Annotated in this window: 12 protein-coding genes; 2 read left to right on the forward strand and 10 right to left on the reverse strand. The window is 43.5% G+C overall.

The features are described 5' to 3' along the window. Positions 1–89: 89 nt before the first annotated feature. The 7 genes from prmA to hrcA all read right to left on the reverse strand — a co-directional run bounded on the left by prmA (position 90) and on the right by hrcA (position 7,713). A complete protein-coding gene (prmA, locus tag ABS301_RS10495; RefSeq protein ID WP_349672182.1) occupies positions 90–1,052 on the reverse strand; it encodes a 50S ribosomal protein L11 methyltransferase in 963 nt (320 codons plus the stop codon). A gap of 9 nt (positions 1,053–1,061) precedes the next feature. Continuing rightward, positions 1,062–1,808, reverse strand: a complete 747-nt coding sequence (locus ABS301_RS10500; RefSeq protein ID WP_349672183.1) for a sulfite exporter TauE/SafE family protein — start codon at positions 1,806–1,808, stop codon at positions 1,062–1,064. Between the two features lie 452 nt (positions 1,809–2,260). Then, positions 2,261–2,821, reverse strand: coding sequence for a glucan-binding protein (locus ABS301_RS10505; protein WP_349672184.1), 561 nt, complete (start codon positions 2,819–2,821; stop codon positions 2,261–2,263). Positions 2,822–2,859: 38 nt separating this feature from the next. Continuing rightward, positions 2,860–3,993 (reverse strand): molecular chaperone DnaJ, encoded by a 1,134-nt coding sequence (gene dnaJ / locus ABS301_RS10510; protein WP_349672185.1) that lies wholly within the window; start codon positions 3,991–3,993, stop codon positions 2,860–2,862. A 99-nt stretch (positions 3,994–4,092) separates the two neighbouring features. Continuing rightward, a complete protein-coding gene (dnaK, locus tag ABS301_RS10515; protein ID WP_349672186.1) occupies positions 4,093–5,952 on the reverse strand; it encodes a molecular chaperone DnaK in 1,860 nt (619 codons plus the stop codon). 52 nt (positions 5,953–6,004) lie between these two features. After that, positions 6,005–6,646: a nucleotide exchange factor GrpE gene (grpE, locus tag ABS301_RS10520; protein WP_349672187.1), complete on the reverse strand. Its 642-nt coding sequence runs from the start codon at positions 6,644–6,646 to the stop codon at positions 6,005–6,007. A gap of 17 nt (positions 6,647–6,663) precedes the next feature. Next, positions 6,664–7,713, reverse strand: coding sequence for a heat-inducible transcriptional repressor HrcA (gene hrcA, locus ABS301_RS10525; RefSeq protein WP_349672188.1), 1,050 nt, complete (start codon positions 7,711–7,713; stop codon positions 6,664–6,666). A gap of 265 nt (positions 7,714–7,978) precedes the next feature. Here hrcA and ABS301_RS10530 point away from each other — a divergent pair, with 265 nt between their 5' ends. Then, complete coding sequence (locus ABS301_RS10530; RefSeq protein WP_349672189.1) at positions 7,979–8,542, forward strand: 3D domain-containing protein; 564 nt, start codon at positions 7,979–7,981, stop codon at positions 8,540–8,542. A 228-nt stretch (positions 8,543–8,770) separates the two neighbouring features. Beyond that, positions 8,771–9,481, forward strand: coding sequence for a 3D domain-containing protein (locus ABS301_RS10535; RefSeq protein WP_349672190.1), 711 nt, complete (start codon positions 8,771–8,773; stop codon positions 9,479–9,481). A 68-nt stretch (positions 9,482–9,549) separates the two neighbouring features. On the opposite strand, the gene hemW is transcribed toward ABS301_RS10535, so the two are convergent. The 3 genes from hemW to ABS301_RS10550 all read right to left on the reverse strand — a co-directional run bounded on the left by hemW (position 9,550) and on the right by ABS301_RS10550 (position 14,525). Then, the gene (hemW, locus tag ABS301_RS10540) at positions 9,550–10,764 is read right to left on the reverse strand and encodes a radical SAM family heme chaperone HemW (RefSeq protein WP_349672191.1); all 1,215 of its coding nucleotides are present in this window, start codon (positions 10,762–10,764) and stop codon (positions 9,550–9,552) included. Continuing rightward, a complete protein-coding gene (gene lepA / locus ABS301_RS10545; RefSeq protein WP_349672192.1) occupies positions 10,754–12,568 on the reverse strand; it encodes a translation elongation factor 4 in 1,815 nt (604 codons plus the stop codon). The genes hemW and lepA overlap by 11 nt, the downstream gene beginning before the upstream one ends. 574 nt (positions 12,569–13,142) lie before the next feature. Next, positions 13,143–14,525: a stage II sporulation protein P gene (locus tag ABS301_RS10550; RefSeq protein WP_349672193.1), complete on the reverse strand. Its 1,383-nt coding sequence runs from the start codon at positions 14,523–14,525 to the stop codon at positions 13,143–13,145. Between the last annotated feature and the right edge of the window lie 23 nt (positions 14,526–14,548).

The following is a 14,548-nucleotide window of genomic DNA, read 5'->3' on the forward strand; positions in this document are numbered from 1 at the left end:
GTTCTTTGGACATAAAGGTATGTCCGCAGGACGTTCCTCTTTCTTGTCCATGTTCTTTGGACATAAAGGTATGTCCGCAGGACGCGCACCTATTTCTTTCTGACTGTCACAGAAACCCATTCTCCCTGATAGGTAATCTCCACCAGTTCAAAGGCATCGTTGGCAGCAAATGCCTGCTTTACAGCTTCTTCCTTCATATTAATGATACCGGAAGTTATAAAGACAGTTCCTTTCTTCATATGAACCGGAATTTCCTTCTGTAAAGGAATAATGACATCAGCCAGAATGTTGGCCACTACTACATCATATTTTTCAAAGCCTGCAGCCTCTTTTACTTCTTTGTCATTGATGATATTGCCTTTTAAAACCTTAAATTTCTCTGGATCTATGTGATTGGATTCCATATTTTCCATAACGGCAGTGATGGCATTTTCATCTAAGTCTGTTCCGAATACTTCCCCGGCTCCAAGCTTAAGTGCTGTAATTCCAAGAATCCCGCTGCCGGTACCCACATCAAGAACAAGGTCACCTGGTTTCACATATTTTTTTAACTGACGAATGCAAAGCTGCGTAGTCTCATGCTGTCCTGTACCAAAGGCAGTACCTGGATCAATTTCGATCAGAAGTTTTTCTTTATGCTCTTCCGGGATCTCCTCCCAGGTTGGTTTAATTAAAATATCGTCAACAGTAAATGGTTTAAAATACTGTTTCCAGTTGTTAATCCAGTCTTTGTCCTCAGTCTCGCTGGTCTCAATGGTGCGGGCTCCCAAATCCGTAAACATGGAAAGCTCATCAAGTCCCTCTTCCACCTTTATTAACATCTCTTCTATATTGGTATCAGAGTCCGGATCTAAGTAAAAGCTGACTCTCGCCACTCCCTCATCAGGTGGCAGTTCCGGAAGAATGTCAATAAACATCCCTTTCGTTTCCGCTTCTGTAAGAGGAATATTGTCTTCGATTTCAATTCCTTCAATTCCAATTTCATCAAACATGCTGCTGACTAAATCAACAGCCTCCGTTGTTGTAGTAAGAGTAAATTTTTTCCATTTCATAACGATTCCCTATCCTTTTATAATTTTCACAAAGAGACACAACAAAACCACAAGTACAACAGGGCGTACGATCTTCAGCCCGTTTTTCACCACAAGTCCGGAACCGATGTAATGTCCTGCAATACAGAATACACCAGCTGCCAGACCTAGTGGAATTAAAACTTTACCATTTATTAAAAATGTTGTCAGAGCCGCAATGTTTGAAGATAAATTAATCACCTTGGTGGTTCCGGAAGCACTTCTGATGTCCATTCCTGCAAGACCGGTCAGTACGAGAAGCAAAAACGTTCCCGTTCCAGGCCCATAAAAGCCGTCATAGCAGCCAATCACAAGGGCAGCCCCCATGGTGATCAGAATCATTTTTCTCTCAGATACTTCCTTATTTTCTTCCTGCTCTCCCAAATCTTTATTCTTTAATACATAAAACGCAACAACCGGCAGTGCCACTAACATCATGGTTTTTAACACCGTCTCACTTGCAAGCATGGATAAATGGGCTCCAATAACAGAACCTCCTATTGCCAGAAGTGCTGCGCACAAAGACAGTTTCACTTTTATATAACCATTTTTTGCAAACCGTGCCGTAGAGACCACAGTCCCCATGGCAGATCCCATCTTATTGGTACCAATTGCAAGATGCGGCGGTATTCCCGCAGCAAGATAAGCAGGCAGTGAAATAAGTCCACCTCCGCCGGCAATGGAATCTATCAGTCCAGCCAGAAATACAAGAGGACACACAATTAAGTATTGATTCATCTTCTGTTTCCTTTCTTTCGTCGAATCCTATCTGAATAAAAATCCTTCACAAGGAAAACCACATGATATCATAACATACAATGATATGGGTTGCAAGCGCAGAAAATCGGGCTTTCTCCAGCATATTCCGGAAAAAATATAATTTTTTTATTTTTTTTTAAAAAGAATGCAATAAAATTTCCACTTGGTGCATTAACTAATAGAACGGATGAAAAAGACTTTTGTTCCGTAGCAGATATAAGGGCAAAAAAAAATATCAAGTAAACGAAATTCCTTGATGCATTACACTCCATCACACCCGCCTGAGTGTCTGTGACCGGAACAGAATCTTTTTTACAAAATTACAATCTAAAGGCAATTAGAATTTGTAATGAAAAACAGGAGAAATTTGGAACGGCTGATGATTCAGTCATCTCAAATGTCTCCTGTTTTTCGTTTATACAAAAAAGTCCTCACGGAACCCATGCCCCGTCAGCCCCCACCTGATAACCATCCGGCGTGACTGTATTCAAAAGAAGTCTGCCCTGTGTTCCGTCAGACATGGTGTTAAAATAATATGCTTTTTTGTCAATCAGCTGCCAGCCAGTTCTCATGGCACCAAGCATTCCATCATCAACAGGATTTAGATAATACTTTGCGCCATTCTGATCCGAATACCAGCCTGTGACCATGTGTCCCCCCTGATCAAAGCGGTACCATCTGCCGTTTATAAATTTCCAGCAGTTAGAAGGCCATGTGCCGTCACTATACTGAAACCACCAGCCTGCAGGACTATAATACCATCCTCTTCCAGTACTGCGGTTTCCCGGTCCATCGTCATCTTCATCCTCATCATCCCAGAAGTCAAAGTAATCACCTGAGTTACCTGGTCCGCCGATTTTGGTGCCGGAACCATTCCAGCCCGGAAAATCTCTGGCAGTCTGTCCATTATCCGCCCATGCATTCATGGACAGCAGGATTATCATTCCTGACAAGACTGCTGCCCATACTATTTTTTTTCTTACCCCTCTCATACCTTCTCCCTTCTCCGTAACATGTACTTTCAAAGGCTTTATTTAAAAAGTCCCTTCTTTTTATGTTTATCACCGTCCGGGTTCCCGTTCATGGCTTCATCGAAATTCTTCAAAGCTTCTTTTTGCGCCTCAGTAAGACGTTCAGGTACGGAAACCACCAATGTAACATAGTGATCGCCTCTGACTGCACGGTTACGTAAAGTAGGAACGCCTTTTCCTTTTAAGCGCACCTTGGTATCTGTCTGTGTTCCTGATTTAACTTCGTATTCTACATCGCCGTCTACGGTTTTTATCAGTATGGTGCCGCCAAGTGCTGCTTTCGCAAAGGAAATGGGTACCGTGGAGAAAATACTGGTATCCTGACGTTTAAATATGGGATGATTGGAAACCACTGCTTCAACCAGAAGGTCTCCCCTCTCTCCGCCATTGGTTCCAGGCTCCCCGGCTCCAGCCAGTCTTACAGACTGTCCGTTGTCAATTCCGGCAGGAATGGTGACTTTGATCTTCTTTCTCTTTGTGATATATCCTGTACCATAGCAGTCCGGACATTTTTCCTTAATCACTTTACCGGTACCGCCGCAGTCCGGGCAGGTCTGTACGTTCTGAATCTGACCAAAGAAGGACTGCTGGGTGTACATAATCTTGCCTTTCCCGTTGCATTTGGGACAGGTTACTGGTGATGTACCCGCTTTTGCACCGCTTCCATGGCAGGAAGCACACTCTTCCTTAAAATTGATCTCGATCTCCCGTTCACAGCCGAAAATCGCTTCTTCAAAGCTGATGCGGATGCTGGTTCTGATATTTGCTCCCTTTAACGGGCCGTTATACTGGGCGCTTCTTCTTCCGCCCCCAAAGATATCTCCAAAAATATCTCCGAAAATATCTCCCATATCGGAGCCGCTAAAATCAAAACCGCCAAAACCGCCAGCTCCGCCGCTTCCATCAAATGCAGCTGAACCAAACTGGTCATACTGGCGTCTCTTGTCCGGATCGCTTAAAACGCTGTAAGCTTCAGAAGCCTGTTTGAATTTCTCTGCAGCAGCAGTATCTCCAGGGTTCGTGTCCGGATGGTATTTTTTAGCCAATGCGCGATAGGCCTTCTTAAGTGCTGCATCATCTGCATCTTTGGAAACGCCAAGGATTTCATAATAATCTTTTTTACTTTCTGCCATCTTAGGTCTACCTCTCATAATTGTAAGGAATTTATTCCTGCGGAAAAAGTGCTGTATTCCTACAACACTTTCCCCAAAGCCCTGTCAAACGACTTAATATTAAACTTCTTTGTAATCTCCGTCCACAACATCGCTTTCCTGGTAAGAAGCATCTGCTGCTCCCATGTCAGGACCTGCGCCTGCGCCTGCCTGAGACTGTGCCTGCTCATAAACCTTTGCAAACAATGCCTGAGCGCTGTTCATCAGTTTTTCGCGGCCTGCCTTAATATCTTCAACCTGAGCATCGGTCATATCTTCCAACGGAGCTCTGTTGATTGCTTCTTTTAATGCATTTAAATCAGCTTCCACAGTTGCTTTGTCTGTATCTGCGATCTTATCTCCAACTTCCTGAAGTGCTTTCTCTGTCTGGAATACCATGGAATCTGCATCATTTCTTGCATCAATGGCATCCTTGCGTTTCTTATCCTGAGCCTCGTATTCAGCTGCCTCTTTTACAGCCTTATCGATATCGGTATCGGACATGTTGGATCCGGAGGTGATGGTGATATGCTGCTCTTTTCCTGTTCCCAGATCTTTTGCGGAAACGTTAACGATACCGTTGGCATCAATATCAAACGTAACTTCGATCTGAGGAACACCTCTTCTTGCTGGTGGAATTCCATCCAGACGGAACTGCCCGAGAGTCTTGTTGTCTCTTGCAAACTGTCTCTCACCCTGTACTACATGAATGTCAACTGCTGTCTGGTTATCTGCTGCAGTAGAGAAAACCTGGCTCTTCTTTGTAGGAATAGTAGTGTTTCTCTCGATCAGTCTGGTAGCCACGCCGCCCATTGTCTCGATGGATAAGGAAAGCGGAGTTACGTCAAGAAGAAGGATATCGCCTGCACCTGCATCGCCTGCAAGCTTACCACCCTGGATACATGCACCGATTGCTACGCACTCATCTGGGTTTAATGACTTGGAAGGCTCTTTGCCTGTCAGCTGTTTTACTTTTTCCTGAGCTGCCAGCATACGGGTAGATCCACCAACTAAAAGTACTTTTCCAAGCTCTGCTGCTGTCATTCCTGCATCTTTTAATGCACTCTGTACCGGAATCGCAGTACGCTCGATTAAATCAAGTGTCAGTTCGTCAAATTTAGCTCTGGATAAGTTCATGTCCAGATGCTTAGGACCTTCTGCTGTTGCAGTAATGAAAGGTAAGTTAATATTGGTTGTGGTGGAAGAAGATAATTCTTTCTTAGCCTTCTCAGCAGCTTCTTTTAATCTCTGCATAGCCATCTTGTCACCTGATAAGTCAACGCCTTCTGCCTTTTTGAATTCATCCACCATCCACTGTGTCAGACGGTTATCGAAATCATCTCCGCCTAAACGGGTATCGCCGTTGGTAGAAAGTACTTCAATTACTCCATCACCGATTTCGATGTTGGAAACATCGAATGTACCGCCGCCTAAATCGTATACCATGATCTTCTGTTCTTTTTCATTATCAAGACCATAAGCAAGTGCTGCTGCTGTCGGCTCGTTGATAATACGTTTTACATCAAGACCTGCAATTTTTCCTGCATCCTTGGTTGCCTGACGCTGTGCATCGTTAAAATAAGCCGGTACGGTAATAACTGCTTCTGAAACTTTTTCTCCTAAATAAGCCTCTGCATCTGCTTTTAATTTCTGAAGAATCATTGCAGAAATTTCCTGAGGGCTGTAGTTCTTTCCATCGATGGTAACTTTATAATCGGTACCCATATGTCTTTTGATGGAAGAAATGGTACGGTCTGCATTGGTTACTGCCTGACGTTTTGCAGGTTCACCAACCAGTCTTTCTCCATTCTTTGTAAATGCAACAACAGATGGTGTTGTTCTTACGCCTTCGCTGTTTGGGATTACAACTGGCTTACCGCCTTCCATAACGGCTACGCAGCTGTTTGTTGTTCCTAAGTCAATTCCAATGATCTTACCCATAGTTTTTTCCTCCTATTTTATAAACAAAATTGTGAGAGTTTCTGATTTATTATTAATTAGCTACCTGTACCATGGAGTGTCTTACCACGGTATCCCGATAGGTGTAACCTTTTTGAAGTTCCTGGGAAACTACATTCTCTCCAAGAGAGTCATCCTCCACATGCATAACCGCATTGTGGTAATTGGGGTCAAATGGCATTCCAACCGCTTCAATGGGCTTAACCCCTGCCTCATCCAGAGTTTTCATCAGCTGTTTATAGATCTTTTCCATACCGTCAGCAAAAGGTGATTCCTTATCTGCTTCCGGAATCGCTGCCAGGCCCCGCTCAAAATTATCAACTACGGGGAGAATTCTCTCTATGATGTCCTTAGCTCCGATTTCAAACATGGCAGACTTTTCTTTTTCAGTCCGCTTTCTAAAATTATCAAATTCAGCCATGGATCTTTGAAGACGGTCTGTAAGCTCCTCAATCTTCTCATCCTTTGGATCTTTTTTCTCTTTCTTCTTACCGAAAAAGCTTTTCTTTTCCGGCTCCTCTTTTGCATCGCCTTCCGGTTCTGGTGTCTCTTCCTGTTCCTGTGAACATTCTTCCTTACTGTCGCAAGTAACGTCTATCTCTTTTTCAGAGGAAACGGCATCTTCCTGATTTGTCGTCTCTTCTGCCAGATTCTCGTCTGTTTTAACATCTTCCATGCTCAATATTCTACCCTTTACCTTTCATCTTTTTTCAAAATGGTATCCAGCTGGGTCATTAAATTCCTCAGCGTATTGAGTACCTTTTCATAATCCATTCGCTTGGGGCCAATGATACCGATGGTACCTCTTAAACCTTCCCCAAGTTCATAGTTGGCGGTAACGATACTGCAGTCCTTCATCGTCTGTACAGGTGCTTCATCTCCGATGTACACCTGGATTCCAGAGCTGCTTTCTGAACTGTTTACATCATCTACCAGTTCCTGAAGTAGTTCCTTCTGTTCCAGCGCACCGATTAACTGACTCGCTTTTTCTCCGTCGCTTAATTCGGGATATTTAAAAATATTGGTTGCTCCGCTGGTATAAATCTGAAGATCTTCATCATCGGCTCTGATGGCCGCTGCCACCTCCGATAAAACCCGGTCCACCACTTCGCTGTGGGGACCGGCCTGGGTCTTTAACCTGCTGATCACTTCTAAATTGATCTCTTCTATAGAAAGCCCGTTTAAAGCATTATTTAAAAGAATGTTAAGATTCAATATTCCTTCGTCGCTCAGTTCTGAACGAATGGGGATTATGGCGTTCTTTATAATATTGCCTTCCACCACAATTACCACAAGCAATTTTTCTTCATCAACCTTGGACAGCTGGATAAACTTTAACTTGTTATGATGGTACTGGGGCGCACTGATCATGGCTGCATAGTTGGTATTCTGGGCAAGCAGCTTAGCTACCTGCTTTAACATGGATTCTACCCGGTCCACACGCTTTATCATTAATTCTTTAATCTCAGTAAACTCATCTTCCTTTTCCTGAAGAATGGTATTCACATAGAAGCGGTATCCCTTATCGGAAGGAATCCTTCCAGCAGAAGTATGGGGCTGCATAATATAACCCATCTCTTCCAGATCAGACATCTCATTCCGGATAGTGGCGGAGCTTAAATTCAAGTCCGTATATTTTGAAATGGTACGGGATCCTACCGGTTCACCTGTTTCCAGATAAGTTTTAATAATCGCTTTCAGTATAATGATCTTCCGTGCATCCAGCTGATCCTTATCATCCAAACTGCCACGCTCCTTTCAGAGGTATTTGTTAGCACTCGACGTTTAGGAGTGCTAACATCTTCTTTTCATAATATATTCTTTTTTTCTACATTTGTCAATACATTCCTGAAAAATTTTAAATGAAGTTTTTATGACCTGCATGTACATTTTATCTCAATTTTCTATCAAATATTACAAAGCCTATGACATTTTTTTCTTGACATTTAACACTTTTGTAATATAATGGTAATTGATACACCATAACAACACGATTGCGAGGTAAATCATGATTAGTTTTTCAAGACGTTTCCGGATCACCGGATTACTGACACTCCTTTGTATTCTGCTGTTATCCACTACTGCAATGGCTGCCCAGACGGCTGATAGCCAGAGTACAGCAAGCCAACAGTCAGGGAGTGTAGATACGGATAAGCAAATGAAAAAGAACAGTACCGAAACGGTTGCTACTGCAAGTGACGCTACGATGAGCGATGTAGGACCGGGCATAGAAAAGAAAGAACTGCCAGAAGAAAAAGCACCCACAGGTCCGGTTTTTGAAAGAGGAGCATCTTTGGGAATATTCTCTGCAACAGCCTACTGCCCCAGCAGCTCAGGAAGACAGCAGAAGACTTACTCCGGAACCATACCACAGCCGCTGCACACATTATCTGCAGATCTTACTGTACTGCCACTTGGATCAAAGGTCATGATTGATGGCGTTGTCTATACGGTGGAAGATACCGGAAGCGGTATCAGAGGAAACAAAGTGGATATCTATTTCGGAAGCCGGGGAGAAGCTCTCGCTTTTGGAAGACAGTCAAAAGAGATATTTGCTGTAATAGAAAGATAATAAATCATTGTCCATATATGTTGCCGGAAAGCGGATTTCTCCCTTTCCGGCATCTTTTTTATGCAGAAAATCCTGCTGCCGGGTATAGAAAGATATAAAAACTTGACAAATATGGAAAAAAGTGTAAAATAATTACTTGTACCTCATTTATTACAAATCTGTTACATATATTTATATTATATTAATTTGTATGTACTTTTTGTGAAAAAGAAAGGAAGTAATTATTACATGAATAAAACAAAGAAATTACATTGGTTCCTCGGAACATTACTAATGATAGCATTTTATACAATATCACCCGCTTATGTCCTTGCAGAGCAGACTCCTGGGATTATAGACGGTGCGGATGAAACCAGCATCCGGGGATGGGCCTGGAACAGCTTAAATCCCTCTTCCACCCAGGAGGTTCAGGTCATCATTACCAATCAGGCAACCGGAAGTGTTGTGGGAGAACTGACTGCTTCTGCAACGAAATACAGAGAGGATCTGGCTGATCAGGGCACCGGCACTGGAAATTACGGATTTGAAGTATCCGCTCCCTGGAACAGTTATGGAGATGGTTCCTATCTTGTAGAAGCTTATGCGGGCGGTCAGAAGCTTTCCGGCTCCAGGGTATATGGTGTTGGTTCCTTTGCTTCTTCAAACGGGCTTCGTTCCCTTGGAATGTTCAGGACCACAGCTTACTGCCCATGCAGAGGCTGCTCAGGCAGATGGGGAGGAAGAACCAGTACGGGCACGGTGGCCACTGCAGGCCATACCATTTCCGTTGATCCAAGAGTGATTCCTTATGGAAGCCGCCTTATGATCGACGGAGTGATTTATACGGCTGAGGACTGCGGCAGTGGGGTAAGAGGAAATCATATTGATATCTTTTTTAATACCCATGGAGAGACCCGGGCTTATGGCACCAGGAGTGTGGAGGTCTTTCTGGTTCAGTGATGAAGCTTCATAATAGAATAAGGGGTCTGCAAAGAAAGTAATTGTTCTCTCTTTGCAGACCCCTTATGTTATAATAAAAACTCGCTCATCACGTAATTGCTGATATCAATTCCCCGTTCTGTAAGCCGGTAAAACCCTTCCTTTAATTCCATCAGGCCTTCCTGCTCCAGTTTATCAAGGATTGGGCCATATACATGGCGTATATTCTGGCCGAAACTGCTGACAAAACCATGAGCAGAGACTCCTTCAATCAGGCGGAGACCCAAAAACATAAACTCCTCCATCTTTTCTTCCATGGAGAGGTGTTCAAACTCCTGTCTTAAAAGCTTGTCAAACTCTTCCTTTCTTCCAAAACTGCCTTTGATATAATTCTCGTAACTGGCTGTGTTATGAGAACGGCAGCCATTCATATAGGAAGAAGATCCAAGTCCCAGACCTAAATATTCCACTCCTGTCCAGTAGCCGATGTTATGCCTGCATTCATATCCCTTTCTGGAATAGTTGGAAATCTCGTACCGCTCATATCCCTGTTCTTTTAAGAACTCTCTGGTCAGATAATACATTTCTCTCTCCATATCTTCGTCAGGGAGCTCAGGAAGAGACATCAGACGCCTTCGTTCCTCTCCCGTCATAGAATCATTATCCATTTCCACATGATCTCCATAGCGGTCATAAAACGGGGTTCCTTCCTCAACGATGAGGCTGTATGCCGAAATATGCTCTGGCTTTAACATGGTAACCTTTTTTAATGTATTCTTCCATGATTCCACTGTCTGACCGGGAATGGCCGAGATTAAGTCCACATTTACGTTATCAAATCCCGCCATGCGCACTCTCTGATAGCTTTTTAAAAACTCATCGTAGGTGTGTATTCTGCCAAGATAGCCAAGTTCTTTATCGTCAGCTGACTGAAGTCCCATACTAATCCTGTTTATTCCGGCACGTTTGTACTGAATGAGTGCCTCTGAGGTAACGGTTCCCGGATTGGCTTCCAGGGTAATCTCCGCCTCCGGATGTATGTCAAACTGACTGTTTAATGCGTTAAGAATGGCAGTCATCTGATTTGCTTCCAGAATAGAGGGCGTCCCTCCCCCGATAAATATACTGATGACCTGATATTCTCTGGTATATGCACTCTGGTATTTTATCTCTTCCAGCAGCTGTTCTGTATATTCCTGCTGCATCCGTTTATTTCCGGGAAATGATAAGAAATCACAGTAAGCGCATTTACGTGCACAAAACGGGATGTGCACGTAAATCTCCATATTTTTTTTATTCATCATCTAATTTTAGTACGCTCATAAATGCCTTCTGCGGTATCTCAACGTTACCGACCTGGCGCATACGTTTTTTACCTTCTTTCTGCTTTTCAAGAAGTTTCTTCTTACGTGAAATATCACCGCCGTAGCATTTGGCAAGTACATCTTTTCTCATGGCTTTTACTGTCTCGCGGGCAATGATCTTGCCACCGACGGCTGCCTGAATGGGAATTTCAAAAAGCTGTCTGGGAATCTCATCTTTTAGCTTTTCACACATTCTTCTGCCGCGCTCATAGGCGGATTCTGCATGTACAATAAAGGAAAGTGCATCCACTTCTTCTTTGTTGACTAATATATCCAGCTTTACCAGTTCCGACTTTTCATAGCCTTTCAGCTCGTAATCGAAGGAAGCATAGCCTCTGGAACGGGATTTCAGTGCATCAAAGAAATCGTAGATGATTTCATTTAGCGGAAGTTCATATTTTAAAAGGGCTCTGGTAGCTTCCATATATTCCATTCCAAGATAAACACCACGGCGTTCCTGACAAAGCTTCATAATGGCTCCTACAAATTCCGTAGTTACCATAATTTCTGCGCTGACAATGGGCTCCTCCATATATTCAATCTCGGTAGGATCAGGAAGATTGGAGGGGTTGGTCAGTTCCAGCTTCTCCCCATTCTTTTTGAATACATGATAGACTACGCCAGGCGCTGTAGTCACAAGATCTAAATTATATTCCCGTTCCAGACGTTCCTGAATTACCTCCAGATGAAGAAGTCCCAAGAATCCGCAGCGGAAACCAAAGCCAAGGGCAAGTGATGTCTCCGGTTCAAAGAATAAAGAAGCGTCATTAAGCTGAAGCTTCTCAAGTGCATCACGAAGATCATTGTAACGGGCTCCGTCGGAGGGGTAGAGACCGCAGTACACCATGGACGTTACCTTTTTATAACCAGGAAGAGCCTGCTTACATGGCCGGTCAGCATGGGTAATGGTATCTCCCACTGCCGTATCCTTTACGTTTTTAATACTGGCAGATAAATATCCAACCATACCTGCTGATAATTCTTCACAGGGTAAAAACTGGCCTGCGCCGAAATATCCGACTTCCACTACCTCTTCCACCGCACCGGTGGCCATCATGCGAACTTTATCTCCTTTTTTCACCGTTCCTTCTTTTACACGGAAGAATACGATGACTCCTTTGTAAGAATCATAAAGGGAATCGAAGATCAGAGCCTGAAGGGGCGCTTCCGGATCTCCCACAGGGGCGGGTATTTTCTCAACAATCGCTTCCAGTACCGCTTCAACATTGAGACCTGTCTTGGCAGAGATTCTGGGTGCATCGTGAGCTTCAATGCCGATTACATCTTCAATCTCCTCAACCACCCGCTCTGGCTCCGCACTGGGAAGGTCGATTTTATTTAAAACTGGAAATACATCCAGATCGTGATCCAGTGCCATATAAACGTTTGCAAGGGTCTGAGCTTCAATTCCCTGGGAGGCATCTACTACTAAAACAGCGCCGTCACAGGCTGCCAGGCTTCTTGAAACCTCATAATTAAAGTCAACATGACCCGGTGTGTCAATCATGTTAAAAACGTATTCCTGTCCGTCATTTGCCTTATAAACAGTACGAACTGCCTGGGCCTTGATGGTTATTCCACGCTCCCGTTCCAGATCCATATTATCAAGAATCTGAGCCTGCATCTCTCTGCTGGTCAGCAGTCCTGTTTTCTCGATAATTCTGTCTGCGAGAGTTGATTTTCCATGATCAATATGAGCAATAATGCAAAAATTACGTATTCTATTCTGCTGGGCAGCTGCCATAAAATATAATCCTCTTTTCTGATGTTTCTGGTGTCTTCAAATATACCATTAAAATCAACGGTTGTCCACCGGGAAAGCGTTGAATTCCCTGATTCATATTCATTTCCTGTTACTATTTTCGCTTGCAAATACAGGAATTATGTATTAGAATAATAGGAAAGAAACAACCGCCCCATTACAAGGGGTTGGCCAATTAAAAGAGTTGAAATTCCACCCTCGAACTCGCCAAAGTATACAAGGGTGGTTTTTCTCTGTCCATTTTCAGGACTCTAGAGAGAAATTTGCTACTTACAATTATAAAAAATAAAGGTAAGCAATGCTAAAATGAATGTACCAAAAGCCATAAGGTCTTTAAAGTCATATTTCATTCACATCACCTCCCATCTATGTAATGATGGAAGGCCAACGCCCCTGCAGTGACACGATTGTTCCATGTTCTTATGGTAACATATCCCAATTTGACATGCAATTGATTTTCCCCTCTGCAGATTACATTTTCAGAAAAGACCCAAAGCTGGATAATCCTGATAACATAACAGGCTTCCAGCTTTTTTATTTGCTACTATGTTGTTTGTTAATTACCTTTTAAGACCATATCCAAAACCTCTGAAAGGGGTTCCATGGCATTTAATGCTTCCTGATAGGAATTGGTCTGGGCGCCGACTTCAATCAAAGCGGATCTGGCTCTTAAATGCTGGTTATAGCGTAGCCCTTTTATGTAAATCTTGCGGGTAAGCCCAGGGAAATAGGCTGCGCTGTCCAGCTGCATCTGAAAGCTGAAAGCAAGATTCTTCTCTCTGTATGGATTGGGCAGATATTCAATGGGACCTTCCGGGGTCTGGCTGACTCCGTTAAAGAACATGACAGGAGCTGTCATTTTCCCATTAACTTTATTTACCATATGCAGATCACTGCTTACTCCATCCCGGTGCACATCCAGAATCACTTCGATAGACGGATTATCCTGAAGAATTCTGGTAATGCCGTCAAGGGCGTATGTATATGCTTTGTTTCTGTCCAGCTTTCCATTTTGCAAGTCATAGACAGAGGTATCGTGAATGACATTGTAACCCTTTGCTGTTAACAGCTGGGTTAAATAACTTCCGATTCCCACTACTGTTGCTTCCTTATTACCAGACGCAAAATCAGTATATTCTTCCTGGGAGTGAGTGTGGTAGATTAAAATCTGGGGTTTGTCATTTCCTCCTTCCAGAGTAAATTTCTCTGAAAGAAACTGATCGGCTTTCATTAAATCCCGCCCAGCGGTGGTTGAGGTATGAACACTGTAAAAATGCTTCATCATATAATCGTAGTCTGCCAGCTGCTCCTTCCGGTAGGTGGTTCCCACAATGGGCCAGATACTGCTTGATGCGCAGGTCATTGCAGCATTCTTTTCCCCACTGACAGGTACGGGCTGTTGGGGCTCTTTGGCCACTTCCTGTTTTGGGGGTTCAGCGGCCGCCTGGCTTTCCGGTGTCTCCTGGGAAACCTTGGGTGCACCGGCATTTACGCTTCCATCTTCCCCACTCTCTTCTCCCCCATCATATAGAAGAAAGCTGTGTTCCTCGTAAAATTTTCGGCTTTCTAGATAACTCCTGTAGGCAGGATCATTTTCTCCGTAATAATCTTCTGTTGTTCCGTTTTTATTCGTATAACGGGATAAGGGGGAATGACTGAAGAAAAAACCACAAAACAGGCTTCCAAGTGATTTTTCCCGATACAGGTTCTTCCCGCCTTCCCCTTCCTGCTCCCATACGGAAGCAGGATACTGGTAACGCCAGATTATGGCGGCGCTATCTGCAACGCCCTCTCCAATCCAGTTTTGAATATCTTTTAAATCCAGCCTGCCTGCTGCCTGGGAAGCTTCTTTAAGACTCAAAAAAACGGCCAGAATCAGGCTTACTGTAATCATTAATTTTTTAATTATCCGGTTCAATCTTTCACTGCTCTGTTTCATAGCCGCCTTCCTGCATTCTTGAT

This window comes from Lacrimispora sp. (genome assembly GCF_031982545.1).
Classification (GTDB): Bacteria; Bacillota; Clostridia; order Lachnospirales; family Lachnospiraceae; genus Lacrimispora.